At 68.8% G+C, this 26,542-nt stretch carries 22 protein-coding genes; 9 read left to right on the forward strand and 13 right to left on the reverse strand.

Annotated elements, in window-relative coordinates; all coding sequences use genetic code 11:
• Positions 1 to 216 precede the first annotated feature (216 nt).
• On the forward strand, positions 217 to 2,217 hold the full coding sequence (locus tag Psi02_RS05370) for a glycosyltransferase family protein (RefSeq protein WP_203972290.1): 2,001 nt from the start codon (positions 217 to 219) through the stop codon (positions 2,215 to 2,217).
• Positions 2,214 to 3,272: a glycosyltransferase family 4 protein gene (locus Psi02_RS05375; RefSeq protein ID WP_203972291.1), complete on the forward strand. Its 1,059-nt coding sequence runs from the start codon at positions 2,214 to 2,216 to the stop codon at positions 3,270 to 3,272. The genes Psi02_RS05370 and Psi02_RS05375 overlap by 4 nt, the downstream gene beginning before the upstream one ends.
• A gap of 123 nt (positions 3,273 to 3,395) precedes the next feature.
• Here the strand turns inward: Psi02_RS05375 and Psi02_RS05380 are convergent, their stop codons facing one another.
• The 4 genes from Psi02_RS05380 to purD form a co-directional block, all read right to left on the reverse strand.
• Positions 3,396 to 4,625, reverse strand: coding sequence for a GTP cyclohydrolase IIa (locus tag Psi02_RS05380; protein WP_203972342.1), 1,230 nt, complete (start codon positions 4,623 to 4,625; stop codon positions 3,396 to 3,398).
• A gap of 274 nt (positions 4,626 to 4,899) precedes the next feature.
• Complete coding sequence (murA, locus tag Psi02_RS05385) at positions 4,900 to 6,177, reverse strand: UDP-N-acetylglucosamine 1-carboxyvinyltransferase (protein ID WP_203952401.1); 1,278 nt, start codon at positions 6,175 to 6,177, stop codon at positions 4,900 to 4,902.
• Positions 6,178 to 6,340: 163 nt separating this feature from the next.
• On the reverse strand, positions 6,341 to 7,189 hold the full coding sequence (locus Psi02_RS05390) for a phosphoribosylaminoimidazolesuccinocarboxamide synthase (protein ID WP_203972292.1): 849 nt from the start codon (positions 7,187 to 7,189) through the stop codon (positions 6,341 to 6,343).
• Between the two features lie 44 nt (positions 7,190 to 7,233).
• The gene (gene purD / locus Psi02_RS05395; protein WP_203972293.1) at positions 7,234 to 8,475 is read right to left on the reverse strand and encodes a phosphoribosylamine--glycine ligase; all 1,242 of its coding nucleotides are present in this window, start codon (positions 8,473 to 8,475) and stop codon (positions 7,234 to 7,236) included.
• Between the two features lie 419 nt (positions 8,476 to 8,894).
• On the opposite strand from purD, the gene Psi02_RS05400 reads away from it, so the two are divergent.
• Positions 8,895 to 9,944 (forward strand): magnesium and cobalt transport protein CorA, encoded by a 1,050-nt coding sequence (locus Psi02_RS05400; protein WP_239094615.1) that lies wholly within the window; start codon positions 8,895 to 8,897, stop codon positions 9,942 to 9,944.
• 387 nt (positions 9,945 to 10,331) lie between these two features.
• Here Psi02_RS05400 and Psi02_RS05405 read toward each other — a convergent pair whose 3' ends face one another.
• Positions 10,332 to 10,943: a TetR/AcrR family transcriptional regulator gene (locus Psi02_RS05405; protein WP_203972295.1), complete on the reverse strand. Its 612-nt coding sequence runs from the start codon at positions 10,941 to 10,943 to the stop codon at positions 10,332 to 10,334.
• Positions 10,944 to 11,047: 104 nt separating this feature from the next.
• On the opposite strand from Psi02_RS05405, the gene Psi02_RS05410 reads away from it, so the two are divergent.
• On the forward strand, positions 11,048 to 12,244 hold the full coding sequence (locus Psi02_RS05410) for a cytochrome P450 (protein ID WP_203972296.1): 1,197 nt from the start codon (positions 11,048 to 11,050) through the stop codon (positions 12,242 to 12,244).
• Between the two features lie 11 nt (positions 12,245 to 12,255).
• Positions 12,256 to 12,450, forward strand: coding sequence for a ferredoxin (locus Psi02_RS05415; RefSeq protein ID WP_203972297.1), 195 nt, complete (start codon positions 12,256 to 12,258; stop codon positions 12,448 to 12,450).
• Between the two features lie 11 nt (positions 12,451 to 12,461).
• On the opposite strand, the gene Psi02_RS05420 is transcribed toward Psi02_RS05415, so the two are convergent.
• The 4 genes from Psi02_RS05420 to fbaA form a co-directional block, all read right to left on the reverse strand.
• Positions 12,462 to 13,388 carry a glycerophosphodiester phosphodiesterase family protein gene (locus Psi02_RS05420; RefSeq protein ID WP_239094616.1) on the reverse strand — a complete coding sequence of 309 codons (927 nt, stop codon included), beginning with the start codon at positions 13,386 to 13,388 and terminating at the stop codon, positions 12,462 to 12,464.
• A 100-nt stretch (positions 13,389 to 13,488) separates the two neighbouring features.
• Positions 13,489 to 14,772 (reverse strand): adenylosuccinate synthase, encoded by a 1,284-nt coding sequence (locus Psi02_RS05425; RefSeq protein WP_203972299.1) that lies wholly within the window; start codon positions 14,770 to 14,772, stop codon positions 13,489 to 13,491.
• Positions 14,773 to 15,005: 233 nt separating this feature from the next.
• Complete coding sequence (locus tag Psi02_RS05430; protein WP_203972300.1) at positions 15,006 to 15,428, reverse strand: DUF3151 domain-containing protein; 423 nt, start codon at positions 15,426 to 15,428, stop codon at positions 15,006 to 15,008.
• A 100-nt stretch (positions 15,429 to 15,528) separates the two neighbouring features.
• The gene (fbaA, locus tag Psi02_RS05435) at positions 15,529 to 16,551 is read right to left on the reverse strand and encodes a class II fructose-bisphosphate aldolase (protein WP_203972301.1); all 1,023 of its coding nucleotides are present in this window, start codon (positions 16,549 to 16,551) and stop codon (positions 15,529 to 15,531) included.
• A 155-nt stretch (positions 16,552 to 16,706) separates the two neighbouring features.
• On the opposite strand from fbaA, the gene Psi02_RS05440 reads away from it, so the two are divergent.
• Positions 16,707 to 17,387: a DedA family protein gene (locus Psi02_RS05440; RefSeq protein ID WP_239094617.1), complete on the forward strand. Its 681-nt coding sequence runs from the start codon at positions 16,707 to 16,709 to the stop codon at positions 17,385 to 17,387.
• Between the two features lie 74 nt (positions 17,388 to 17,461).
• On the forward strand, positions 17,462 to 17,905 hold the full coding sequence (locus Psi02_RS05445; protein ID WP_203972302.1) for a hypothetical protein: 444 nt from the start codon (positions 17,462 to 17,464) through the stop codon (positions 17,903 to 17,905).
• Here Psi02_RS05445 and pyrE read toward each other — a convergent pair.
• Positions 17,883 to 18,419 carry an orotate phosphoribosyltransferase gene (gene pyrE / locus Psi02_RS05450; RefSeq protein ID WP_203972303.1) on the reverse strand — a complete coding sequence of 179 codons (537 nt, stop codon included), beginning with the start codon at positions 18,417 to 18,419 and terminating at the stop codon, positions 17,883 to 17,885. The two genes, Psi02_RS05445 and pyrE, sit on opposite strands and share 23 nt — an antisense overlap.
• 163 nt (positions 18,420 to 18,582) lie before the next feature.
• Here pyrE and Psi02_RS05455 point away from each other — a divergent pair, with 163 nt between their 5' ends.
• Complete coding sequence (locus tag Psi02_RS05455) at positions 18,583 to 20,994, forward strand: sigma-70 family RNA polymerase sigma factor (RefSeq protein ID WP_203972304.1); 2,412 nt, start codon at positions 18,583 to 18,585, stop codon at positions 20,992 to 20,994.
• A gap of 180 nt (positions 20,995 to 21,174) precedes the next feature.
• A complete protein-coding gene (locus tag Psi02_RS05460) occupies positions 21,175 to 22,515 on the forward strand; it encodes an NYN domain-containing protein (protein ID WP_203972305.1) in 1,341 nt (446 codons plus the stop codon).
• Between the two features lie 34 nt (positions 22,516 to 22,549).
• On the opposite strand, the gene Psi02_RS05465 is transcribed toward Psi02_RS05460, so the two are convergent.
• From Psi02_RS05465 to Psi02_RS05475, 3 genes are all read right to left on the reverse strand, one after another.
• Positions 22,550 to 23,293, reverse strand: coding sequence for an SAM-dependent methyltransferase (locus Psi02_RS05465; protein WP_203972306.1), 744 nt, complete (start codon positions 23,291 to 23,293; stop codon positions 22,550 to 22,552).
• A 102-nt stretch (positions 23,294 to 23,395) separates the two neighbouring features.
• The gene (locus Psi02_RS05470; protein ID WP_203972307.1) at positions 23,396 to 24,025 is read right to left on the reverse strand and encodes a response regulator; all 630 of its coding nucleotides are present in this window, start codon (positions 24,023 to 24,025) and stop codon (positions 23,396 to 23,398) included.
• A 3-nt stretch (positions 24,026 to 24,028) separates the two neighbouring features.
• On the reverse strand, positions 24,029 to 26,542 hold a 2,514-nt coding region (locus Psi02_RS05475; RefSeq protein WP_203972308.1), incomplete at its 5' end, for a hybrid sensor histidine kinase/response regulator.

A 26,542-nucleotide genomic window follows, 5' to 3' on the forward strand; every position in this document is an offset into this window, starting at 1 on the left:
CGTCCTTACCAGAGGCATTCGGCGGGCAGGTCCCCTTGATCGTGGCTGGATGAATCGAGGGTGGATCCGCAGGCCGGGTGGCCACCGATGACCTGCGACATAGGTCATACTCATCCGTGTTGACCAAGCATGTTCCCTTTTGTAGCCTTCCGTCGACTTGTAGCCTTTCCGTCGACGGGGCGGGGTCCAGGCTGAAGCGCACGAATCATGGGGCGAGTGTTGGCTACGGGTGCGAACCAGAGCGACAACGGCGATCCAGGACGCAAGTGGGCGGTCGGCGGGGATCTGCGGCGATGGATCATCGAACATCTTCCCTCGGGCAGCGTTCTCCTTCTCGGCGGAGCGGCGTCGCCCTTCCCCCTGAATGCTCCCGATCACACCGTCGTCGACATGAGGCACCTCGCCTCGACCGCTGACACCGCCGCGACCGTCGACCACGCGTGGGTGAACGACGCTCTGGACCCGGCCAAGGATCCGGCGACCGTAGTACAGCGGGTCTTCCAGACGATCAAGCCGGGCGGAACCCTCGTCGTGACGGTTCCCTTCGGACTCTCCCGTGGCGTCTCGGACACACCCGGCTTCTATCTCGGATCGTTGCGGCGACTGCTCGAGCCGCTGTTCGAGATCGCGGAGCCTGAGCTGATCGACGGGCAGATCGCCGTCGCGGGCGTACGGCGGCAGCAGCCGGCAGGTGTGCCCGTCTTCTCGCTCGACCCCGAGGAAACGGCGTTCAGCGGCCTGGATCGGCGGTTGAACGAGCGACTGCGGCTGGAGGCCCTGGAGAACGTCCACGCCGCCGCTCGGTACGCGGCGGCGAAGACGGAGGTGGAGGGGCTTCAGGCCGAGCTGAAGACCACCAAGGGCGACCTGGTGGCGGTCAGGCGCAAGCTGGCGATGATCCGGCCCCTGCTGGCAGCCCCCCTGGCCGTCGTCCGCGGTGGACGGCGGCTCAAGCGAGGTGCCGCGCGGCGGGGCCGTGTGGCGGTCACCTTCATGCGTGGGGCCGGTGCGCCGGCGCAGCGGGCCACAGGCCAGCGTGTGCCGGCCGCCGCGGGCAAGGCGACGGCTCCGCCGAACTGGCGCGAGACGCTTGTCCAAGACTTCAACACCTGGTTGCGCGCCGCGCGGGACGCGGAGGGCGACGAGATCGTCGTCATGTTCTCCGGGACGACGTTCGTCCAGGAACACCGGGGCAACAGGCCGATCCGGCTGACGAACGTCTACCTGCGGCGCAAGTGCCCGGTCTTCTTCAACTACTACCGGTCGAACTACAAGCAGCCTCTGCCGGAACACCCCGATGAGCTTCTCTTCCAGAGCCCGATCGACGCGACGCCGGAACTCTTCGACGCGCTGCTGACGGCCGACTTCGGCGACAAGAAGAAGATCTTCTACGCCTCCTTCCCGCACGAGTTGATGGTGCGTCACCTGACGGTCGCCGCGATGCACGGCTGGGTGACCGTGTACGACGCGCGGGATGACTGGGAGGAGTTCGCCAAGGTCGGCATGGCCAAGTGGTACCACCCCGGCTACGAGCGGTACGTCGCGAGTCACGCGGACATCGCGACAGCGGTCTCGCGGCCGCTCGCCCGCAAGATGTCCGCCATCGCGGACCGGGAGGTGCATGTCGTGGCGAACGCACTCGACACGCGGTTCCCCCAGGCGAGCAGGAGCACCGAGCCGACGTGGCCGCCGGTCATCGGATACTTCGGTCATCTCACGGACAAGTGGTTCGACTGGCCGCTGGTCATCGCGGCGGCGGAGCGCTATCCGGGCTACACGTTCGAACTCGCCGGGCACCAGCAGCCTGAGATGGAGTACCCCCCGAACATCAAGCTCCTCGGTCTGGTCGGGCACCAGGACCTCGCGGACAGAAGCCGCACATGGTCGCTCGCGCTCATTCCGTTCAAGAACGGCCCGCTGGCCGACTCGGTCGACCCCATCAAGGTCTATGAGTATCTGCACCTTCGACTTCCGGTGCTCGCGACGTACTTCCCTCAGTGCCGCGAATATCCCGGGACGACGATCACCGAGGGCCGGGAAGAATTTCTGGAGCTCCTGCCTCGGCTGGTAGGCACGGTGGTACCGGAGAAGGAAACCGCGGAATGGCTGACGCACAATACGTGGGAACGCCGAGTGGACAGATATTCGGAGCTTGCCGACGAAGTCCGGGCCCGCGGCCGTGACGGTGTCATGGCGCTGTTGGGAGCGAAGTGGTGAGCCGTCCACGCATCGTGTTCTGTTACCGGTACGGCCTGCTCGGCGGAGTGTCGGCGCAGTTGCTCAACCGGTATCCGTACCTGTCCCGTGAATTCGACGTCCGGATCGTGTACGAGCGCGACCATGGGATGGTGAGCCGCTTTCCCGCCGGCGTCGCCAGCGAGGCCCGGACCCCCGAGGCCATGGAGACGGCGCTCAGGGACGCGCGTGCGGACATCACCGTGGTCATGGACAGCCCGCGCTTCATCGACGCGTGGCGGGCCGTGGGAGCACCGGGAAAGCTCGTGCTCGAGGTCCACACGACCACCGCGAACCTCGTCTACCTGAAGCATCGGGACCAGTTCGACGGGCTGTCGCACATCGTGACGGTGAGCTCGTACATGGAGCGGCTTCTGGGCGAGTACGGGCTCAGCGGTCTGGCGCCGATCACGATCGTGCCCAACTGCCTCGACGACCGCTGGCGGGTGCCGTCCTCGCCCGTCCCGCTCGACGGGAAGCCCGTCGTGTGGGTGGGCAAGCTCGACGGGCACAAGCGGTGGCGGACCGCGGTCGACCTCGTGGACCAGTTGTCGGAAGCGCCGGACGTCACGCTGCTGCCGATATTCGTCGGAGGGCTCACGTCGCCGGAGCGGGAACTGCACGCGATCACCACGAGACTCGCGGGGTCGAAGGGCCTTGCACATGCGGTCTGGTGGCCGAAGGTGGAGTACGACCTGATGCCTTCGCTCTACACGTCGGTCGGCTTCAACGGCGGCGTCCACCTGTCCACGACGGTCAACGAGTCGTTCGGCATGGCGGTGGCCGAGTCCGTCATCCGGGGATGTCCCGTGGTGGCCCCTGCGGTGGGCGCGCTACCGGAACTGCTCCCGGAGGCGGCCTTGTATGAGCCCGGTGACTGGAAGAGCGCGCGGGAGAAGGCGCATCGCGCGATGGTCGACCCCTCGTTCCGCGAGGAGTTGTTGTCGTCGGCCGACCACCTGCGAACCTTGACCGATCCCGAGCGTGCGGCCGACATATACCGCGAGGTCGTCGCGCAGGTGCTCAAGACCGCCTAGTGCCCCCAGCGGGAACCGGAAACCGGTCTCGGGGAACGCGTGAAAGCACCGACGGCCCCGGACCGGCAGGGGCCGTCAGCGGTTTCGGCGGGGTCACGCCATCGGCGGTCGGGTGACTCCGGTTCAGCGGCTCAGCTTCTCCACGATGAGCCGATAGAGCTGACGCGGCCGGCCGGGCTGCGGAGTGCGGTTCGGCGGAAGCGGCCACGCGAGTCCCTCGTCGACCAGCGTGCGCAACAACCTTCGAGCCGTACGGGGTGTGACGCCGAGCATGCGCCCCGCCCCCTCCGCGTCGACGACCGTGTCCCCGCCCTCGAGCTTGGCGGCCAGGCGGGCGAGCACCTCGACACCTCTCGGCTTGGCCGGCCCGCCCGACTGGGGCGGCATCCGGGGCGGCGGGACGAGCGCCCTGCCCTCCCGGTCCACCGCGAAGCCCTGCGCCTGCTTCCCGCCCTGGCTCCGGGTCAGCGCGCCCCGTGCGTGCGTCTCGGCGTCATGGGTCGTACGGCCCATGCCCACACCCACCTCGACGGCCAGTCCCAGCTCCTCGCGGATCCTGGCCGCGAACGGCAGGACCCGGAAGCCGTCGGTGGCCGCGGCGATCGATCCCTTGGTCGCCACCACCAGATAGCTGTGGTCGTCGATGGGCCACACGCTCGCGTTGATCCGGTTGGCCTCCTGGACCAGCAGCCGGTGCAGTGACAGCCGCAGCTCGTCGCGCCAGTAACGCGGGGAGGCCCGCCGTACGGGCTCGCGCAGCGTCGGCACCTCCACCAGGATGACGGTGAGCTGCGACTCCTCCAGTCGGTGCCGGGCGCCCAGCAGGCCCGCCGTGTGCAGGGCGGAGCGGATCGCGGCCGACGTCGGTCGGATCGGGATGGCCGGCATCCCCGCGGCGGCCAGCCGGTCGGCGACACCCTGGACGCACGTCAGCACGCCCGTCGTGACGCCCTGACGCAGCAGCCGCTCATGGAAGGCCGTGATGGTTCCCGTGGCCCCCGGCTCGTCCCGGCTGTGGACATCCCCCGAGGGGAGGTTCAGATCCGAGTACGCCTCGTCGATCTCCGACCGGCTCAGCACATCGATGCTCACCCGCCGGGGATCGATGCGCTCGTCCAGCATCGCGCGCGCGATCGCCGAGACCAGAGCGGCACCGCCGAGTTGCACATGCGTCGCGGGCACCGTCAGCACCCCCGCCCGCCGGGCCAGCTCGAAGGGGACCGGGCTGGCGAACAGGCAGGCGTCCACGCCGGGACCGAGCCGGGTCACCTTGTCGGCCGCTTCCTGCTCGTCCCGGTACGCGGCGGCGACCAACCGGCAAGGTACCGGAGCCGCCGCATGCCCCATGAGCATCACCCGCTCGACGAGGTCGTGCGACCCCACCACTCCGATGGTGAGGTCCGGCGTCCCCGCGCTCAGGCGCGACCCGCGCGGAGTCTCTTCCGTGCGTTCGACCAATGTTCGTCCCATCCCACGTGCCCTCGTTGTTGTGGTTCTCTTTGGAACGATCGCTTGTTAAGGCCGTAATGTCACGCCCGGATTTGCCGAATGCCATTCTGCGAGGGGCCGGCGGTTCCGGGAAATGTAATGTTTCCGCTGGTCGACGCGGATAAATGGGTTTCTGGACTCAGCCCTCACTCAAAGGGGAAATTTCCCGTTCCACATCTGCGCCGAGCGCCTGCATACGCTGAGCGAGGGCCGCGTGCCCGCGATCGATGAGATATCCGGAGTCGATCGTCGTCTCTCCGTCGGCGGCCAGACCGGCGAGTACGAGTGCGATTCCGGATCGCAGATCGTGAGCCGTCACTTCGGTGCCGTGCAGCGGTGTGGGTCCGTGGACCACCGCGCGGCTGCCGTCGACCTCGATCTGGGCTCCCATCTTGTTGAGCTCTCCCGCGAGCGCGAAGCGCCCGTCGAAGATCCGCTCGTGGATGTAGCTGGAGCCGTCCGCGAGGCAGGCCACCGTCATGAGCGGCGACTGCAGGTCGGTCGCGAAACCCGGGTAGGTGTCGGTGATCACGTTGATCGGCCGGAGGTTGCGGTCGCGCCGGACGTGGAGGACCGCGCCGTCGGTCTCGAACTCGACGCCCATCTGCTCCAGCTTCCACCGGACGACGCCGAGGTGCTCGAGGGAGGCGCCGACGAGGTTCACCTCGCCGCCCGTGATGGCGGCGGCCATCGCGAAGACGCCGGCGTCGAGCCGGTCCGGCATCACGGTGTGCTCGACCGCGGTCAGCTCGTCGACGCCCTCGACCGTGATGAAGCCGGTGCCGCCACCGCTGATCTTGGCGCCCATGCGGGAGAGCATCCCGATCACGTCGAGGACCTCGGGCTCCAGCGCCGCGTTCTCGATGATCGTGGTGCCCTTGGCGAGGGCCGCGGCCATGATGAGGTTCTCGGTGCCCGTGTGGGAGGGCGTGTCGAGGTAAAGGGGAGCGCCGAGGAGCCCGGCCGCCTTGATGTGGATGACGCTCTCGCCCTCGTCCACGATCGCGCCGAGGCGCTTGTAGCCGAGGTAGTGGAAGTCCAGGTTCCTGCTGCCGAGGTTGCAGCCGCCGATGCCCTCGATGATCGCCTCGCCGAGCCGGTGCAGCAGAGCGGGGACGAACAGTACAGAGCCGCGGAACCGTCGCGCGATGTGGGCGGGGAGAACCGGGCTGGTGAGCCGCGAGGCGTCGATCACCAACGTCCGCTCGGTCTCGTGGAACTCCACTTTGGCGCCGATGGCCTCCGCGAGCTCGACGGCTCTGCGCACGTCCTCGATCACGGGTACGTTGCGCAGCACCGTGCGGCCCTCTGAGGCGAGCAGCGCCGCCCCGATCATGGGCAGTACGGCGTTCTTCGCGCCCTGGATGAAGGCGGTTCCACGCAGTACGTTGCCACCGCGCACGCGGTAACGAACCATGAATGAGACTCCTAAGTCGGGGGAAGGGTGGGGGACCCGCAAAATGGCGGCAGCCACGCCGTCGGCCCAGACTAGCCGCTATCCCGGGCGTTTCGCGGGGGAACCACCCCCGGAGGGCCCTAGATGGAGCTCCATGCCACTGATGCGGGTGTGACTGGAGTGACTAGCTCCTGAAGGCCGATCCGGTCAGTCGTTCGAATGCCTCCACATAGCGTTGCCGGGTCCGTTCGACGACCTTGTCGGGAAGCGGCGGGGGCGCCTCGCCGGAGTTCCGGTCCCAGCCGGACTCGGGGGAGACCAGCCAGTCCCTGACGTACTGCTTGTCGAACGACGGTTGCGGCCGTCCCGGCTCCCAGAGCTCACGCGGCCAGAACCGGGAGGAGTCCGGCGTCAGGATCTCATCGCCCAGGGTCAGCACGCCGTCGGCGTCCCAGCCGAGCTCGATCTTGGTGTCGGCCAGGATGATGCCCCTCTCGAGGGCGATCTCGGCGCCGCGCGTGTAGACGTCGAGCGTGATCCGCCTGAGCATCTCGGCGACCTCCGCGCCGACCTCGTCGACGACCTGGTCGAACGTCATCGGCTCGTCATGCTGGCCCATCGGGGCCTTCGTCGAGGGGGTGAAGATCGGCTCGGGCAGTCGCGACCCGTTGTCGAGACCGGGCGGGAGCCGTACGCCGGAGACGGCGCCGCCGGCGCGGTACTCGAGGAGCCCGCCGCCCGTCAGATAGCCGCGCGCCACACACTCCACGGGCACCATCCGCAGCTTGCGGCACAGGACGGCACGGCCCGCGAACTCGGCCGGCACGTCCGCCGAGACGACGTGGTTGGGGACGACGTCCTTGAGCTGGTCGAACCACCACAACGACAAGCGGGTCAGTATCTCCCCCTTGTCGGGAATGCCTGGTTCGAGCACGTGGTCGAACGCCGACATCCGGTCGGAGGCCACCATCAGCAGCAGGCCGTCGTCGGTCTCGTACAGGTCGCGGACCTTGCCGGAGTGGAGGTGTTTCACCGTGCCGAGTTTATTCGGCCCCGCACAGGTAGAAGCCGCCCGGGTCAGGCCTCGGCCACGGCGGCCAGCGCGATGTCGGACCGATGGTGGGAGCCGCGCATCGAGATCCTCTTGAGCGCCTCGTAGGCGGCCGCCCGCGCCTCCGCGATGTCCGCGCCGGTGCCGACCACGTTGAGCACCCTGCCTCCGTTCGACACCAGGCGGTCGCCGTCGAAGGCGGTGCCGGCGTGCAGGACGTACGCGTCCGGGGTCGCCGGCGGGAGTCCCTCGATGGCGTCGCCCTTCACCGGATCCACCGGGTAGTTCTCGGCCGCGACCACCACGGTCACCGCCGCGCCTGCGCGCCAGCGGAGAGGTTCGTGCGCCGCGAGGTCTCCCGTCGCGCAGGCGAGCAGCAGGCCCGCGAGCGGCGTCGCCAGCCGGTCGAGCACCACCTGCGTCTCCGGGTCGCCGAATCGGGCGTTGAACTCGATGACCCGCGGCCCGGCCTTCGTGAGGGCCAGCCCCGCATACAGGACCCCGTTGTACGGCATGCCGCGGCGGGCGAGCTCGGCGACCGTCGGCCTGACGACCTCGGCCATGACCTGCTCGGTCAGATCGCCGGGAGCCCAGGGCAGCGGCGTGTAGGCGCCCATGCCGCCGGTGTTCGGCCCCTCGTCGCCGTCGTAGGCGCGCTTGAAGTCCTGTGCCGGCTGGAGCGGCACGGCGGCCGCACCGTCGCACAGCGCGAACAACGACACCTCGGGACCGTCGAGGTACTCCTCGATGACGACCCGTTCGCACGCCCGGGCGTGGGCCAGCGCCTCGTCGCGGTCGCTCGTCACGACGACGCCCTTGCCCGCGGCCAGGCCGTCGTCCTTCACCACGTACGGCGGGCCGAACGCGTCGAGCGCGGCGGCGGCCTCGTCCTCGGTCGTGCAGGTGAACGACCGCGCGGTGGGGACCCCCGCGGCCACCATGACGTCCTTGGCGAAGGCCTTGGAGCCCTCGATCGCGGCGGGCTCCTTCGACGGCCCGAAGCAGGGGACGCCCTCGGCCCTGACGGCGTCGGCGACGCCCGCGACCAGCGGCGCCTCCGGCCCGATGACGACCAGGTCGGCACCCAGCCGCACGGCCAGAGCGGAGACGGCGGCCCCGTCCGTGGGCGTCACGGAGTGCAGGGTCGCCACTTCCGCGATCCCGGCGTTGCCGGGGGCGCAGTGGAGCTCTGAGACGGCCGGGTCGAGTCGCAGGGCGCGGCACAGAGCATGCTCGCGGCCCCCGGATCCGATGACGAGAACGCGCACGTGTCCATTGTCGCGCCTGCTCGTGTGCGCTCGCTCCGCTCACTGCCGCATCGCGGGAGGCACGGGCTGATTTTGACAAGTAGTGCATGATCACACGTGGGGGTTGGGTACGCTCAAAAAGCGGCCAACCCTTGCATGTGGTAACTTAGGCAGGCTTCGTCCCCTCTCGTGGCGATTGGAGGTGGTTCGGGATGAGTTCTGGTGATCCCGTCAGTACGTGCTCGCGCACGTGCGACGTGCGCACTCCCGACCACTTCACAACAGAGCCCGAGGGGCAGTTCACGCCTTATAAGGGGTGACATCACGTCGCGCGTGGAGCGTGCCGGCTCGGGCGGGAAGGGACCGCCATGCGCTCTTCAGCGATTTTCCCTCGTATCACTAGGAACACCCGGGTCATCCCCACTCGTCTCAGCGCGTCCGTGATCAACCCCCCGGAGAAGCTGAGCGGTTGTGTTCCCCCGAGCAAGTCCCTCGTCGAATTCGGCGCGTACATCGGCGGGACGAAGGTCGCCGCCGACGGCATCGCGGAGGCCGTGAGCCTCGTCCGCGCGCACAACACCGGCAATTCCCTGCCCAACGCGTACGTGTGGGTCGGCCTGCACGAGCCGGCGGCGCCCGAGGTCGAATGGCTGGCCGACGTCTTCGGCCTGCACCCCCTGGCGGTTGAGGACGCGATCAAGGCCCACCAGCGGCCCAAGGTCGAAAGGTACGGCGACTCCATCTTCGTCGTGCTCAAGACCGTCGCCTTCCTCGATCACGAGGTCCTGACCGCCACCAGCGAGATCATCGGCACCGGCGAGATCATGATGTTCGTGGGCCCCGACTTCGTCGTGACCGTACGGCACGGCAGCCACTGCCCCCTCGCCGACGTCCGGGAGAAGCTCGAGGACAAGCCGAAGCTGCTGGGCCGCGGCCCTACGGGTGTGCTGCACGCCATCGCCGACCACGTCGTCGACAAGTACCTCCAGGTCGCCGACCTCATGCAGGCCGAACTCGAAGAGGTCGAAGCGGCCGTCTTCGCCGAGGTCAGTTCCCGCGACATCAACCGCATCTACCAGCTCAAGCGGGAGATGCTCGAGCTCAAGCGGGCCGTCGCCCCCCTGCAGACGCCGTTCAACGCCCTCCCTCAGCGCCGCATGATCCCTTCGGAGATGCGGGAGTACTTCCGCGACGTCGGCGACCATCTGTCCCGTGTGTGCGAGCAGGTCCAGGCGTCCAACGAGTTGTCGGACTCCATCCTGCAGGCCGCGCTGGCCCGCTCGAACGCGCTCGCCAACGAGGACATGCGGAAGATCTCGTCCTGGGTCGCGATCATCTCGGTCCCCACGATGATCGCGGGCATCTACGGGATGAACTTCGATCACATGCCCGAACTGCGGGCGGCCTACGGCTATCCCGTGGTGATCGCCGTCATGGTCGTGGCCTGCACACTGCTGCACCGAGCCTTCCGCCGCAACGGCTGGCTCTGACCCACCCCTTTCCCGGCGTGATCATGCACACATTCGGCGTGAGCCGTACAGACCTGCGCGAACACTTCCCGTGATCATGCACAAGTTCGTGGAAAGGCCCTTTCGCCTGCCACGACGCGTTTCGTGATCATGCACAGATTCGTAGAGACCCGTCTCGACCCGCGGAAACGCAGCTCGTGATCATGCAATTGCCTGATCACGAACCGCATTTCCGCTGCGCAGCACACCTCTCGCAGAACATGTGCATGATCACGAACCGGGAAATGGCTGTTCAGCGCCTTGATCCCCGAATGTGTGCATGATCACGGCGGGAAGGGTGGCTGGTCAGGGGGCAGGTTCCCGAACGTGTGCATGATCACGCGCGAGGTGGTGGTGGTTGGGGGGGTGTCAGCCGATTGAGCTTAGGCCGCGTATCGCGATTTCCATGGCCCGTCTGCCCGCGGCCCACACCTGCTCGGGCGTCTCGCCTCGCTCCATGCTGATGGTCGTGGCCAGGTGGGCCGCGCCCATGAGGGATCCGATGGCGGCGGCCGCCTCGATGGGATCGAGTTCGTCGGCGTAGGCCCGGTGGAGGGCGCCGGCCAGGCGTTGCTGCGTCTCGAACAGCAGGTCCAGCCCACGGGCCCGGAGAGCCGGGACCGTCGTGATCAGGTGGCGGCGGGCGGGGGTCAGTTCCACCGTCAGGTCGGCGTCCGTGACCGCGTCGAGGCTGTGGCTGGTGACCCGCAGGAGGAGGTCGACGACGGTCTCCGCGGGCCTGCGGTCGGCGATCATCTTGAGGGCGGCCTCGACCCGGGCCTCGCCGTCGAAGAAGACGACGTCCTCCTTGCTGGTGAAGTAGCTGAAGAACGTCCTCGTCGAGACGTCAACGGCCGCGGTGATCTCCGCGACCGTCGTCTCCTCGTAGCCCTTCTCCTCGAACAGACGCAGGGCCGCCTCGATCAGCGCTCGCCTGGTGCGTAGCTTCTTGCGCTCCCGCAAGCCCACCGCATCGCCCATAACTTGAACTTTACGACATTCAAATCATATTTGCATCCATTGCAAATTTGCACCGAATGATGCTAGGTGTGGAGGGAAGCTGACAAGCAGACAAGGAGTGAGTCATGACAGAGGCGATACCCGGCCTGACGTACACGACTGCTCGTGAGCGCCCCTTCGACCCGCCCGACGAGCTGACCCGGGTCCGGGAGGAGACGCCGCTCCACCGGATGATCTATGCGGACGACCACGAGGGCTGGCTCGTGACCGGTTACGCCCTGGCCCGTGCCGTGCTCGCCCACCCCTCGTTCAGCACCCGGCCCGAGCTCCTCCATCCGCCCATCCAGAACCGGCTGATCAAGATGAAGGAGTTCACGACGCCCCCCGGCTTCTTCATCCGGATGGATCCGCCTGACCACACCCGCTTCCGTAAGCTCCTGACCGGTCAGTTCACCGTGCGCCGGATGAAGCAGCTCGAGCCGAGGATCGAACAGATCACCAACGACCGCCTGGACGCCATGGAGCGCCAGGGCGGCCCCGTGGACCTCGTCCAGGCCTTCGCCATGCCGATCCCCTCGCTGGTGATATGCGAGCTGCTCGGCGTCCCGTACGACGACAGGGAGAGGTTCCAGAGGGACTCCGCGGTGATGCTGAGCCTGCGCTCGACGCCGGAGCAGGCCAAGGCCGCGATGGACGACCTCCTCGGCTATCTGCGCGACCTCGTCCGGCGCAAGCGCGCCGAGCCCTCCGACGACCTGCTCGGCGGCCTGGTGGCCGGAGGGGAGCTGAACGACGAGGAACTCGCCGGAGTCGGCCTGCTCCTGCTCGTCGCCGGTCACGAGACGACCGCGAACATGCTGGGGCTCGGCACGTTCGCGCTGCTGACCAACCCCAAGCAGCTCGCGGCGGTGCGCGACGATCCCGCCGTCGTGGAGGGTGCCGTCGAGGAGCTGTTGCGGTATCTCACCATCATCCACATCGGCCCGGTCAGGACCGCGGTGGAGGACGTCGATCTGGGCGGCCACCTGATCAAGGCCGGTGAGGCGGTGACCATCGCGGCGGCCGTGGCCAACCGGGACCCGGAGCGGTTCGGGGAGGCCGAGACGCTGGACGTCTCCCGGCCCGTCCACGGCCATCTCACCTTCGGGCACGGCGTGCACCAGTGCCTGGGCCAGCAGCTGGCAAGGGCGGAGATGCGCATCGCCTACCCGGCCCTGTTGCGGCGCTTCCCCGGCCTGCGCCTCGCTGTGCCGGCGGAGGACGTCCCGATGCGCTCGGACATGGCGATCTACGGGGTGCACCGCCTGCCGGTCACCTGGTAGGGAGGAACGCGATGAAGATAAAGGCGGACACCGGCGTCTGCGTGGGGGCGGGCATGTGCGCGCTCACCGTCCCGGAGGTCTTCGACCAGAGCGATGACGACGGGACGGTGGTCGTGCTCGACCCCGATCCCCCCGCGTCCCGTGAGGCGGCTGTACGCCGCGCGGTCCAGCTCTGCCCGTCCGGAGCGCTCTCGATCGAGGAGTGACGCGAGATCCGTCAGGCGTCGACGTGCCGGAGCGGGCGCACCGGCTCCGGCAGCGGGAGGTTGCGCGCCTTCCAGAGGCGGCGCATGCGATCGGGGTAGTCGGTGACGATCGCGGACGCGCCCATGTCGATCAGCCGGGACGCCTCCTCGGGATCGTTGACCGTCCACACGACGACCGGCATGCCGCGCAGGGACGCGCCGGCCATGAGGGCCTCGTCGACGAGCACGCGGTCGGGAGACAGCGTCGTCGCCCCCACCTCGGCGGCGGCCGCCGGGATGTCGCCGTCGAAGTCGGCCAGGTCGAGCCCGTTCATCCACTCGGGGTTCGCCGTCACCCGCTCGATCAGCGCGTACCGCTGGTCGACCAGCTGCTCGGCGGCCTTCAGGATGCGCCAGTCGAAGCTGAGCAGGGACGCCCGGGAGAGCTTGTCGTGCTTGTCGAGCTCCTTCACGACCCGCTCGGCGAACTCGACCGGGTCGGCGGACAGATCCAGGCGGGTGGGATTGGACTTCAGCTCCACGTTGAGCCTGACCTTGTCCGCCCCGAGGGCGCCGATCAGCCCGAGCACCGCGCCCAGCGTGGGCATCCGGGTGTCCGGCAACGGCACCTGCGTGAGGGCGAACACGTCGTCGGGGCGTTGCGGCAGCCGTACGCCGACGTCGAGCGTGCGCAGTTGCGCGAGCGTCAGCGAGTTGATCGGCCTCCCCACGTAGGGGAACATCTCGTCGTCCGGCGTGGCCATCCCGGTGTCGGCGCTGGTCACGGGAGAGACGATCAGGTCGTGGGTGAGCACGAGCTGCCCGTCGGCCGACATCGCCACGTCGAACTCCAACGCGTCGACACCCAGCTCCAGCGCGAACGCGAGACCGGGGAGCGTGTTCTCGGGCCTCAGCCCGCGCGCTCCCCGGTGACCGTGTAGCTCAACGTATCCGTGCACAACGGCGTACCTTACTGTCTCCGCCGCTTGTTCCCGGGCATCTCCCGGTCCCCGGCGCGCATGCCCGCAAAACATCCCGTACGGCACATGCCTGCGGAAATCACAGCAGGGAACGGATCTGCAGGGTCTGTGTGCGGCCGGGGCCGACGCCGATCGCGGAGATCGGAGCGCCGCTCATCTCCTCCAGCGCCCGGACGTAGGCCTGCGCGTTGGGCGGCAGGTCGTCGAAGGTCTTGGCGCTGGTGATGTCCTCCTGCCAGCCGGGGAACTCCTCGTAGATCGGCGTGGCGTGGTGGAACTCGGTCTGCGTCATCGGGATCTCGTCGTGGCGGACGCCGTTCACGTCGTAGGCGACGCACACGGGGATCCGCTCGAGACCGGACAGCACGTCGAGCTTCGTCAGGAAGAAGTCGGTCACGCCGTTGATCCGGGTGGCGTACCGCGCGATGACGGCGTCGAACCAGCCGCAGCGGCGGTTGCGGCCGGTGGTCACGCCGTACTCGCCCCCGGTCTGGCGCAGCCACTCGCCCTGCTCGTCGAGCAGTTCGGTGGGGAAGGGGCCGGAACCGACGCGGGTCGTGTACGCCTTGAGGATGCCGATGACCCGGGTGAGCCGGTTCGGCGGGATGCCGGACCCCGCGCACGCGCCGCCCGACGTGGGAGAGCTCGACGTGACGAACGGGTAGGTGCCGTGGTCGATGTCGAGGAGCGTGCCCTGGCCGCCCTCGAGCAGCACGACCTTGCCCTCGTCGAGCGCCTTGCTCAGGATCAGCGACGTGTCGGCGATGTGGGGACGCAGCCGTTCGGCGTAGCCGAGGTACTCGTCGAGGACCTTGTCCGCGTCGAGCCCGCGGCGGTTGTAGATCTTGGTGAGGATCTGGTTCTTCTCCGCGAGTGCGGCCTCGATCTTCTGGCGGAGAATTCCGGGGTCGAGGAGGTCCTGGACGCGGACGCCCACGCGGTAGATCTTGTCGCCGTAGGCGGGGCCGATGCCCCGGCCCGTCGTGCCGATCTTGGACTTGCCCAGGAACCGCTCGCTGACCTTGTCGATCGCCTTGTGGTGGGGCATGATCAGGTGCGCGTTCGCGGAGATCAGCAGGCGGTCGCAGTTGATCCCCCGACCGGCCAGTCCGTCGATCTCGCCGAGCAGCACGCCCGGATCGATGACGACGCCGTTGCCGATGACCGGCACGACGTCCGGGGAGAGCACCCCGGTCGGCAGCAGGTGCAGGGCGTACTTCTGGTCACCGATCACCACCGTGTGGCCCGCGTTGTTCCCCCCTTGGTAGCGGACCACGTAGTCGACGTCGCCGCCGAGCAGGTCGGTGGCCTTTCCCTTACCCTCATCGCCCCACTGGGCACCCACGAGAACGACAGCCGGCATGGTCTTACTCCTGCGCACAAAACGAAAGCCCCTGACGCAAGCGCGACAAGGGCCTCTTGCAAACAGAGACTACCTGAGCATTCCGATTTAGGGGATCTCCGGCGCCGCCGCTCATGGCGCGCCGTCCCAGGAATCCCCGGCTGACCACGCGTCACGGGGCGGGGCGGCCGCAGACGCGAACCGCCCCCCGCGGAATGCGGGAGGCGGTGTCGCGCCAGGTGAGGCGGCGGAGGTCACCGGGATCCGGCGAGCTCCTCCGCTGCCGCGGCGCTGCTGTCGCGCAGGAACTGAGCGCAACGCTCGGCCTCGTCCTTCTCGCCGATCGCCTGGGCGGCACGGGCGAGCGCGTTCAGGCAGCGCAGGAAACCCCTGTTCGGCTCGTGCTCCCAGGGAATGGGGCCGTGGCCCTTCCAACCGGCACGGCGCAACTGGTCGAGCCCCCGGTGGTAACCGGTTCGCGCGAACGCGTACGACGTCACGGCATGGCCCGCGGTGAAGAAGTCGTCCGCCAGGGCGGCCCAGGCCGCCGAGTAGGTGGGGAAGCGCGCGGCCACGTCGGCCGCCTTGGCGCCTGCCTCGAGCATCTCCCGTGCCTCGGTGTTGTCCGGCAGCAGGGTGGGCGGCGGACCGCCAAGGAGGTTTTCGTGCGTTTCCATGGACACAGTCTTACCTGTGGAAGACCGAAAGAGTAATGATCGGTCACAGGAAACGGGAGATCGATATGCGTATGATCTCCCGTTCCCTGCTGACCTCGGATTACTTGAGCCTCGTGCCCGCCGACTTGAGCTGCGCGCAGGCGTCGGCGACCCGCCGGGCCATCCCGGCCTCGGCGGCCTTGCCGTACACGCGGGGGTCGTAGGCCTTCTTGTTGCCGACCTCGCCGTCGACCTTGAGCACGCCGTCGTAGTTCTTGAACATGTGGTCGGCGATCGGCCGCGTGAAGGCGTACTGGGTGTCGGTGTCGATGTTCATCTTCACGACGCCATAGGAGATGGCCTCCTGGATCTCCTCGACCGCCGAGCCGGATCCGCCGTGGAAGACCAGGGAGAACGGCTTGTCCTTGCCGTACTTGGCGCCGACGGCGTCCTGGATGTCCTTGAGCACGCTCGGGCGCAGCTTGACGTGGCCGGGCTTGTAGACGCCGTGGACGTTGCCGAAGGTGGCGGCCACGATGTAGCGGCCGCGCTCGCCCTGCCCCAGCGCCTCGGCGAGCGCGAGCCCGTCCTCGGGGGTGCTGTAGAGCTTCTCGTTGATCTCGCCGACGACGCCGTCCTCCTCGCCGCCCACGACGCCGATCTCGACCTCGAGGATCACGCGCGCCTCGCGGGTCTTGTCGATGAGCTCGGAGGCGATGTCGATGTTCTCCTCCAGCGGTACGGCGGAGCCGTCCCACATGTGGGACTGGAACAGCGGCTCCTCGCCACGGGCCACGCGCTCGCGGGAGATCTCGAGCAGGGGCCGGACGAACGTGTCCAGCTTGTCCTTCGGGCAGTGGTCGGTGTGCAGGCCGACCGTGATCGGGTACTTCGCGGCCACCACGCGGGCGAACTCGGCGAACGCGGTGGCACCGGTCACCATGTCCTTCACCGTCGTGCCCGACAGGAACTCGGCGCCGCCGGTCGACACCTGGATGATCCCGTCACTCTCCGCCTCGGCGAAGCCGCGAAGCGCCGCGTGCAACGTCTGCGACGAGGTCACGTTGATCGCCGGATAAGCGAAGCCGCCCGCTTTGGCGCGGTCGAACATCTCGGCGTAGACCTCTGGAGTCGCGATAGGCATCGAAGTCATCTCCTTCTGGACGGGTTCAACGGTGGCCAGTATCCCCAAGGCCGTGCCCGTCAGGGAAGCGTCGAGGCTCATGGTCATTCCACAACGGTGCGCATGGGCCCGTCGGTTCTCAGTCTCGTCTCATAAGGGACAGGTAGGCTCACACTGTGGACGTGCTCTTGGAACTTCTTGACCCTAAGTGGTGGCTGGGCATGCTCGGCCCTCTTGCCACGATTGGCGTTATTGCCATCATATTTGCCGAGACAGGGCTACTTGTCGGCTTCTTTCTGCCGGGTGACTCCCTGCTCGTCGCCGCGGGCATTTTCAGCTCCGCGGCCGCGGCACAGGGGCTCGGTATCGCGCCCCTCTCATTCCCGACCCTGCTGATTTTCACCCCCGTCGCCGCCGTCGCGGGTGCGCAATTCGGGCATTTCCTTGGAGGCCGGTTCGGCCGGAAGCTGTTCGAGAAGCCCGATTCCCGGCTCTTCAAGAAGGAACACGTCGACAAGGCCGAGTTCTACTTTGAGAAGTTCGGCCCCGCCAAGGCGGTCGTCGCCGCACGATTCATGCCGATCGTCCGCACGTTCATGAACCCGGTGGCGGGCGTTCTGGAGATGGACCCGCGCCGGTTCTTCGTCTGGAACGTCGTGGGCGGCGTCGTCTGGGTCGAGGCGCTGCTGCTGATCGGATACTTCCTGGGCGCCAAGGTCGAGAACATCGACAAGTACCTCCTGCCCGGCGTCTTCGTCATCATCGCCCTCTCGCTGATCCCCATCGTGCGAGAGGTCATCAAGAGTCGCAGGGTGGTCGTCCCCGAACCCAAGGGCCGCCATCACGCCGGGCGTTGACTCTTGTGATCCGCCGGGTCGGGGCCGTGAGATGACCCCGTCCCGGAACCCCGGTACCCGCTAGTCTCCAAAGTGTGGGACGCCACCGGTCTGACCCGCTGGGCATCGCCAGGCTCGCGCTAGCCGGCCTGGCGGTCGTCGTGCTGCTGGCACTGATCGGAGTGGGTGCGAAGGCGCTGATCTCCTCGCTCAGCTCCGACGACGCCGTCCCGCCCGGCGCGCCCGCCGCGTCCAGTGCTCCGCCGACCTCCCAGCAGCCCTCCGCGGAGAAGGTGCCCACCGTTCAGGTGGTCTGCCAGGGCGACATCTGTCCTGTCTTCGTGCGGGTGCCGGGCGGAGACGTCCTCATCGACCGTGACATGGCCCGGGGCGAGCAGGCCTCGTACTTCAACCCCGAACTCGACGTGGTCCTCGACGACGCCGGGACGGTGCAGGTGTTCGAGAACGGCACCGCCCGGCCCGCGGGTCAGCAGGGCGAACGCGAGGCGTTCAAGGTCACGAGAGCCCCAGGTCAGTGAGGGTGTAGGCCGACCGGTACGGCAGGCCGGTCGCGGCCAGGTTCTCGTCTCCGCCGCGGTGCACGATCGTGGCGATGCCCACGACCTCGGCTCCCGCCTCCTTGAGCGCCTCGACGGCGGTCAGCACCGACGCGCCCGTCGTCGTCGTGTCCTCGACCGCGAGCACCCGCCGGCCCGCGACATCCGGGCCCTCGATCCGGCGCTGCAGGCCGTGCGCCTTGCCTTCCTTCCGCACGACGAACGCGTCGAGCACGCGGCCGCGTGCCGCCGCGGCGTGCAGTATCGCCGTCGCCACCGGGTCGGCCCCGAGTGTGAGGCCGCCGACCGCCTCGTAGCCCAGGTCCTCGGTCAGGTCGAGCATCACCCGGCCCACGAGGGGGGCCGCCACGCCGTCGAGCGTGATCCGGCGCAGATCCACGTACCAGTCGGCCTCACGGCCGGAGGAGAGCACGACCCGGCCGTGCACGACCCCCTTGTTCTTGATCTCGTCAAGCAGCTGTTCACGGTCACTCATGGTGCACAGCGTACGGCCGGCGCCGCCGGAGCCGTCTCCGGCCTCGACCGGTGGCGGGGGCGCGAAACCACAGGCTGTTCAGGTAAAGACGGGTACGCGGTTTAGCCATGACACCCGCTGCGGAATTAATGGCGTTGCAACTCAACGTAATCGTGAGGTCGCAATGCGTAGAACAGACCGGCAAACCGATGTGGAGCTGCTGGAGGCCGTAAGGGGAGGAAACGCCCCGGCCTACGGCACGCTCTACCAGCGTCACGCCGTCGCCGCCCGGTCGCTCGCCCAGCAGTTCATCCAGGGCGAGGAGGAGGTCGAGGACACCCTCGTCGAGACGTTCGCGGGGATCCTGGACCTGATCAGGGCGGGTGAGGGGCCGGTCTTCGCGTTCCGGCCCTATCTGCTCATGGCGGTGCGCCGTTACGCCGCCATCGGTGCGGTCGACCTGACCGACCCCGACGCCGTCTACGTCGATCCCGAGCTGACCGGGTTGGAACGGGCGGTGCTCGCCAGGGCGTTCTTCTCGTTGCCCGAACGCTGGCGGATGGTCTTGTGGCACGCCGACGTCGAGAGCGCCAGGCCCGGCGACATCGCCCCGTTGCTCGGCATGTCGGCGGGCGGCGTGACTGCGCTCGCCGACCGCGCCCGTGAAGGGCTTCGCCAGGCGTACCTGCAGCTCCACCGGGAGGGCGGCCCCGGCGAGGAATGCGGCCCGATCCTGTCGAACATCATCAGATACGTCGAGGGCGGCCTGCCCAAACGCGAGGCCCACGTGGTGGACGGGCACGTCGCCGAGTGCATCGACTGCAGGGCGGTCTTCCTGGAGCTCGCGGACGTGCCTCAGGGGCTGCGGGTGATCGTGGGGCAGCTCGTCGCCGGTCCGCACATCGACGGTTACCTCGCCGAGCTCAAAAGGGCGGGTGAGGCCGCGAGCACCCCCGCACGCGGAGCCGCGGCCGTGTTCAGGCGCCTGCCGGTCCCGCGCAGGGCCCTCGTTCTGGGTGTGGTCGCGACGGTGGCCGCCGCCGCTTTCATCCTGATCTCCGAGCCGCTCTCCGACGACGGACGGGCGCCCCGTCCGGGAGCCGACGGTCTCCCCACGTCCCCGAGGCCCGCGGTCCGTCCGGGAACGTCCCCCACAGCGGCCCCCCGGGCGACGCCTTCCCCGCGGAAGGAGCCCGCTGGAGAGATGCCTGCGGGGCGACGGTCTCCAGAAGCGCAGAGATCGCCAGAAGCGCAGAGATCGCCGGGGGTGCAGAGAACGCCGGGGGTGCCGAGATCGCCGGAGGCCGGCAGGCCCTCGCGTCTGTCGGCGCCCGTAGCCAGGCGGCCGGCTGAACCGAGTGGTCCGGACCCGCTCGGCTCGACGTTGGCGGCGAGCATCGATCCGCTCGGCTCGCTGGTGCGGGCGAGGTCCGGCATCGTCGGAGTGCGGCTGCACAACACCGGCCACACGGAGACCCGGAACTTGCAGGCCGCGGTGAGCCTGCCCCAGGGAGTCGCCATGACGGAGGCCGCCACGCGGGGCGCCGCCGCCGTCCCCGTCGGCACGGTGGACGGCTGGGCCTGCCGTACGGAGGGGAAGGTGGTGACCTGCTCGCGTGGCGCGCTGGCCCCGGGGGCGGCGACCACCGTCTTCCTCCGTGTCACGGTCGCCGCCGACGCTCCCACGGGTGGCGGGCTCGCGCTTCGGGTGCGGTCGGGTGGACAGGTCGTGTCCGCGAGGTCCACCACGGGCGTCCGCGCCTCGGGCGCCACGGCCCGCTTCGCCGCCGACGGACGGGTCACCACCCGGGCCGTCGGCAACACCCTGTTGAGCTCCTCGCCCGCGCCGCCCGATTGCGAGGCGACGACGGCCCATCCGGCCGCCGGACGGCTCGCGGTGCCCGTCGACCTCGACCAGGACCCCTCGACCCGAAGCTCGAGCTGTGCCCGTCTCGATCTGCCCGCAGGTGGTCAGGTGCTCTGGGCCGGCCTCTACTGGTCCGCCACCGGGCACGGCACGACGCCCGTGGGAGCCGTACGGCTGAAGGCGCCGGGGTCAGCCCGCTACGCGACCGTCCACGCGACCGAGGTCGCCGGAAGCGACCTGCCCATCCAGCACGGCTATCAGGCGTTCGCGGACGTGACGTCCCTGGTCCGCGGGGCGGGCGGCGGCCGATGGTGGGTCGCCGACCCGTCGATGCGCTGGGGCACGTCGCAACGTGCGGGGTGGGGCCTGGTCGTCCTGGCCGCCGACAAGAGCCGGCCGTACAGCAGGGCGGCGGTGCTGGACACGGCCGCCGTCGTGGACGGCGGCAGGGGGCCCCTGAAGGTGCCGCTCGCGGGGCTCGCCCCGGCGGCCGTGCCGGCCCGGATCGATCTCGTGGTGTGGAAGGCCGACGGAGCGCGGGACGGCTCGATGGCGCTGGCCGATCGCTCCTCCCACACGGCCGGCGGCGACGCTGCCGGAGGGCTGCGCGGAGTCGTCGTGGAGACGGTTCACACCGTCCTCGGGCGTCATGCCGTCCTCCGTCTGAAGGCCAGGGAGAACAGCCTTCTCTTCGGGGTCGTGGCGGTCAGCGCCCGCTCATGGTCCTAACCGTTCAGGGGGAAGGAAAGATGGGGACAAACTGGTACGGTCTCCGTGAACACTCCCACCCCAGGGCGCGGGCCCACAAGATCCCCATCGTGCGCGCGCGGGCTGAATCGCCGGGATTCCCCCTCGGACGATCACCCGTTTCATTACCCTGGGAAAGCCACGGAGGAAGGGCGGTGTCGCGTGGATCGGTGTGCGCTGTTCGTTGATGCCGGCTATTTGCTGGCTGATGGCGCGATGGCCGTGCACGGGACCCGCCATCGCGAGGCCGTCTCCTGGGACTTCGCCGGTCTTTTGCAACTCCTGACCAACCTTTCGCGAGAGCGCACCGGGCTGCCGATGTTGCGCTGCTACTGGTACGAGGCGACGGTCGAGGGCCGCAGGACTCCTGAGCACGACGTGCTGGCCGACATCCCGGGTCTCAAGCTCCGTCTGGGCCGCATCCGGCCGGGCAGGCGTGAGGGCGTCGACGCCCAGGTGCACCGCGATCTCATGACGCTGGCCCGCAACAACGCGGTCTGCGACGCGGTGGTGGTCAGCGGCGACGAGGATCTCGCGCAGGTGGTCAGCGACGCCCAGGACCTCGGCATCCGGGTGACGGTCGTGCACATCGCGGCCGACGGAAGCTGGGCGGTCTCCCGCACGCTCCGCCAGGAGTGCGACGACCTCATCGAGATCGGTTCCGGGCATCTCCGCCCGTACGTCAATCTCCTCGCCGGTGCCGATCAGGGGCATTCCTCCGGAAACGGCCAGCATCACCAGCCCTCGCCGAACGGCCAGCCGCGGGGCAACGGTGTCGTGCCCCTCGCCAACGGCTCGCCGGGCGCGGGCGGGGTCCCTCTGGCGAACGGCTCCCAGGGTGGCGTGGTGCCGCTGGCGAACGGTTCACAGGCGGGAGGCAGGTCGTCCAACGCCGCCCACGCGCGGCCCGCGCAGCCCTCCCAGCCGGCTCTTCCGGCTCCGCCGCCGCAGCAACCCGCCTACACGCAGTACACGCCCGAGCCGCAGCCCGCGCCGCCGCCCCCGCAGCCTGCGCCGCCTCCTCCTGCGCCGCCGCAGGCCCCTCCGCCGCAGGTGACCCAGGCTCCGCCGCCCACCGCCCCTCCGGTGTCGAACCCGTATTCGGCGAACACGGGGAACATGGGCAACATGGGCAACACCGGGGGCTATCCGTCCGGTGCGGGCGCCTACTCGTCCGGCACGGGGAGTTACTCGGCGCCGCTCGGGCCGTACACCGGTCCGCAGCCCGCTCCCGTGCCGTTCCAGAGTGCGGGCACCACGACGCTGGCCGAAGCGGTGAAGGCCGCGCACAAGGAAGGCCACGACTTCGGCGACTCGGTCGCCAAGGACGCGCCCGCCCTGTGGCTGGAGGCGGTGCTCGCCCGCAAGCCGAGGATGCCCTCGGATCTCGAGGCGCGCCTGCTTCAGGGCTCGTCGTTGCCCATCGACTTCCTCCTGCACGACGAGGTCCGCCACGCTCTGCGCCGCGGTTTCTGGGATGCCCTGGAACGGGCGCGGCGCTGAGCTGGACTGGTCTGTGCGGGCGCGGCGCTGAGGCTCAGCCGGTGTGGCGGAGCAGGAACGTGACGAAGCCCAGGACGCCGCGGTAGCCGTTCAGCCACATCTCACGGTGGTCGAGGGCGGCCGCCAGGGCCGTGTCGCCGTCCGGGCCGGGGTGGTCGAGGGCCCAGCGGGTCAGGCTGCCGGTCCAGGACCATTCGTATTCGTCCCATTCGGCGAGTTCGCTGGTGTGCCCGTAGACGACACGGAAACCGGCGTCCTCCATGCGTGTGACGGTCCCGGGAAGGTCGGCGTAGTCGTCGAGGGTCGCGCCGAGCCGGTGCAGCAGCGGCGGCGTGGGAGGCGTCTCCCAGAAGCCCTCTCCGATCAGTGCGAGGCCGCCGGGTCGCAGGAACCGCCTGACCTCCTCCATGGTCGCGGAGAGCCCACCGAACGCGTGAGTGGCCCCGACGCACAGGACGAGGTCGTACGGCTCGGCGACGGGGAACTCGGTCGCCGGCTTCTCGTGCAGCCGGATCCTGCCGGCGAGTCCTCGGCTCTCCGCGTTCCTCGCGGCGGTGTCCAGAGCCTGCGAGGAGATGTCCACCCCGTCGGCCGTCGTCCCGGGGAAGAGTTCGAGTGCCCGCAACGTCCAGGTGGCCTCGCCGCAGCCGAGATCGAGGATGCGGGCACCGGTCTCGAGCCTGCTCAGGGTGAGGAGGCGTTCGAGGTGCGGCTCACTCACAGGTGCGGCGACGGGGTGGTCGAGGTGGGCGATGGCACTGATCGTCTGGCGGTCCATGGATCCACCATGTCCGACCTGCCCCACGTCCTCCACCGGTTATACGACTTGGACGACTTAGACGACTTATACGACGCCGGCCTTATACGACGTCGGCCGTGATCAGGTGAGGGCGTCGAATCCGGCCCGGAGGTGGGCGACGCGGTCCGAGAGGTCCGAGAGCGTGCCCTCCATCGTCGCGTCGGCGGTCTTGCGGGCGAGATCGCGGACCCGGGCCAGTTCCTCCTCGACGGCCGTGATCCGCCTCGACAACTCCGGCAGGACGGCGGCCTGGTCGCTCGCGCCCCCCGGCAACTCGCCGGAAAGCCGTTCGCGCAGCAGCGCCGCCTGCTCGGCGAGCCGCCGGTTCATGTTGTAGAGCTCGACGAACACGGCGACCTTCGCCCGCAGCACCCAGGGGTCGAACGGCTTGGTGAGGTAGTCGACCGCGCCTGCGGCGTACCCGCGGAAGGCGTAGTCGGGCGCGCTGTCCACCACGGTCAGGAAGATGATCGGGATGTTGCGCGTGCGCTCTCTCCGCTTGATGTGGGCGGCCGTCTCGAAGCCGTCCATGCCGGGCATGCGCACATCGAGGAGGATGAGCGCGAACTCGGTCGCCAGCAGGGCCTTCAGCGCCTCCTCACCGGATCTGGCCCGGATGGGGACCAGGTCAAGGGAGCTGAGGATCGCCTCCAGCGCGATCAGGTTCTCCTCTCGGTCGTCGACGAGGAGGACCTTGGCGCGGTCAGGCATCGATCACGCACCTTCACGGGAATCGGGTAGGTCGGAGGCGGTCGCGTACTCCGCATTCTCGCCGGTCGCGACGCGTCCCCGGATGAGCCAGCCACGAAGGCGCTCGAGGAGCCGGTCGACGTCGACGGGCTTGGGCACGTAGTCGGAGGCGCCGGAGGCGATGCTCTTCTCCCGGTCACCGCGCATGACCTTGGCGGTCAACGCGATGATCGGCAGGTCGGCGAACTGCGGCATCTTCCTGATCGCCGACGTGGTGGCCCAGCCGTCCATCTCCGGCATCATGATGTCCATCAGCACCAGCGCGACGTCCTCGTTGCGCTCGAGTTGCTCGATGCCTTCACGGCCGTTCTCGCCGTAGACCACGACCGTGCCGTGCCGTTCGAGGACGCTGGTCAGTGCGAAGACGTTACGGATGTCGTCGTCGACGATGAGGATCTTGGCTCCGGTGAGCGGATCCTCGCCCTGCCACTCCTGGCCCTCCGCGAGCGGCTCGAGGTGGGGCAGCGGCATGTCGGTGGGCAACGGGATCTCCGGAAGGATGTCCTCGTCGTCCATCGGGGGCTCCAGGGCCCTCCGCATGCCTCCGACGGACCCGGTCGTCATCGCGCCGCCGTCACGCGCGGCCAGCGGACCCGAGTAGGCCATCGGCAGGTAGAGGGTGAACATGCTGCCCTTGCTCGGCGTGCTGTCCACATGGATCTCGCCGCCGAGGAGACGGGCGATCTCCCGGCAGATCGACAGGCCCAGTCCTGTGCCGCCGTACTTGCGGCTGGTGGTGCCGTCCGCCTGCCGGAAGGCCTCGAAGATGACCTCCAGCTTGTCCGGCGCGATGCCGATGCCGGTGTCCACGACCTTGAAGGCGAGGATGTGGTCCGAGCCCTTCAGCGTGTCGTCGACGAAGGGCACGTTCGGCGGCGCGTGGGTGACCTCCAGCCGGACCTCGCCCTTCGGCGTGAACTTGACCGCGTTGGAGAGCAGGTTGCGCAGCACCTGCTGCATGCGCTGCTCGTCGGTGCGCAGTTCGTTCGGGACGGTGGGATCGACGTCGACCGCGAAGGCGAGCCCCTTGTCCTGCGCGAGCGGCGCGAACGTCGCCTCCATGTAGTCGACGAGCTTGGACAACGACAGCTGCTGCGGGTGGATGTCCATCCGGCCCGCCTCGACCTTGGACAGGTCGAGGATGTCGTTGATCAGCTGGAGCAGGGCGGAGCCCGCGCTGTGGATCGTCCGGGCGAACTCGACCTGCTGCGGGGTCAGGTTGCCCTCGGCGTTCTCGGTCAGCAGCTTGGCCAGCACGAGCAGGCTGTTCAGCGGCGTGCGCAGCTCATGGGACATGTTGGCGAGGAACTCGGACTTGTAGCGCGAGGACACCGCCAACTGCTCGGCGCGCTCCTCCAGAGTGCGCCGGGCCTGCTCGATCTGGAAGTTCTGGATCTCGATCGCGCGGTTCTGCTTGGCCAGCAGCGCCGCCTTGTCCTCCAGCTCGGCGTTGGACCTGCGCAGCTCCTCCTGCTGGCGCTGGAGCTCGTCCGAGCGCTCCTGCAGCTCGGTGGCCAGGCGCTGCGACTCCTTGAGCAGGTCCTCCGTACGGGAGTTGGCGATGATCGTGTTGATCGTGACGCCGATGGTCTCCACGAGCTGGGTCAGGAAGGCCAGGTGGACCTCGCCGAACTGGTTGAACGAGGCCATCTCCAGGACGCCGAGGACCTGGTTCTCGAACAGGATCGGCAGGACCACGATCTGTGCCGGGTTGGCGCTGCTCAGCCCGGTCTCGATCGTGATGTACTCGGCCGGGACGTTCTCCAGGATGATCTGCCGGGCCTCCAGGGCGGCCTGCCCGACGATGCCCTCGCCCAGCGCGAACCGCTGGCGCGGGCTCGATCCCGGTTGGATGCCGTAGCCCGCGATGAGGCTCAGCTCGCCGTTGACGACCAGGTAGCAGGCGCCGTGGCTGGCCGTGACCAGGGGCGTCAGCTCGCTCATGATCAGCCGGGAGACCTCGATGAGATCGCGGTGACCCTGCATGAGGCGGGAGATCCGGACCAGGTTGGACTTCAGCCAGTCCTGCTCCTCGTTGGCCTTCGTGGTGTCGCGCAGGGTCGACACCATGGTGTTGATGTTGTCCTTGAGCTGGGCGAGCTCGCCCGGGGCCTCCACGGAGACCGACCTGGTGTGGTCGCCCCTGGCGACGGCGCTGGTCACCTCGGCGATCGCGCGGACCTGCGTGGTGAGGTTGCCCGCCAGCTCGTTGACGCTCTCGGTGAGCCGCTTCCAGGTGCCCTCCACGCCCTCGACGCGGGCCTGGCCGCCGAGCTGGCCCTCGGAACCGACCTCTCGGGCCACTCGGGTGACCTCGGAGGCGAAGGAGGAGAGCTGGTCGACCATGGTGTTGATGGTGGTCTTGAGGACCAGGATCTCGCCCTGGGCGTCCACGTCGATCTTGCGGGTGAGGTCGCCGTTGGCGACGGCGGTGGTGACCTCGCCGATGTTGCGGACCTGGTAGGTCAGGTTGGTCGT

Origin of the sequence: Planotetraspora silvatica (genome assembly GCF_016863315.1) — a bacterium.
GTDB lineage: Bacteria > Actinomycetota > Actinomycetes > Streptosporangiales > Streptosporangiaceae > Planotetraspora > Planotetraspora silvatica.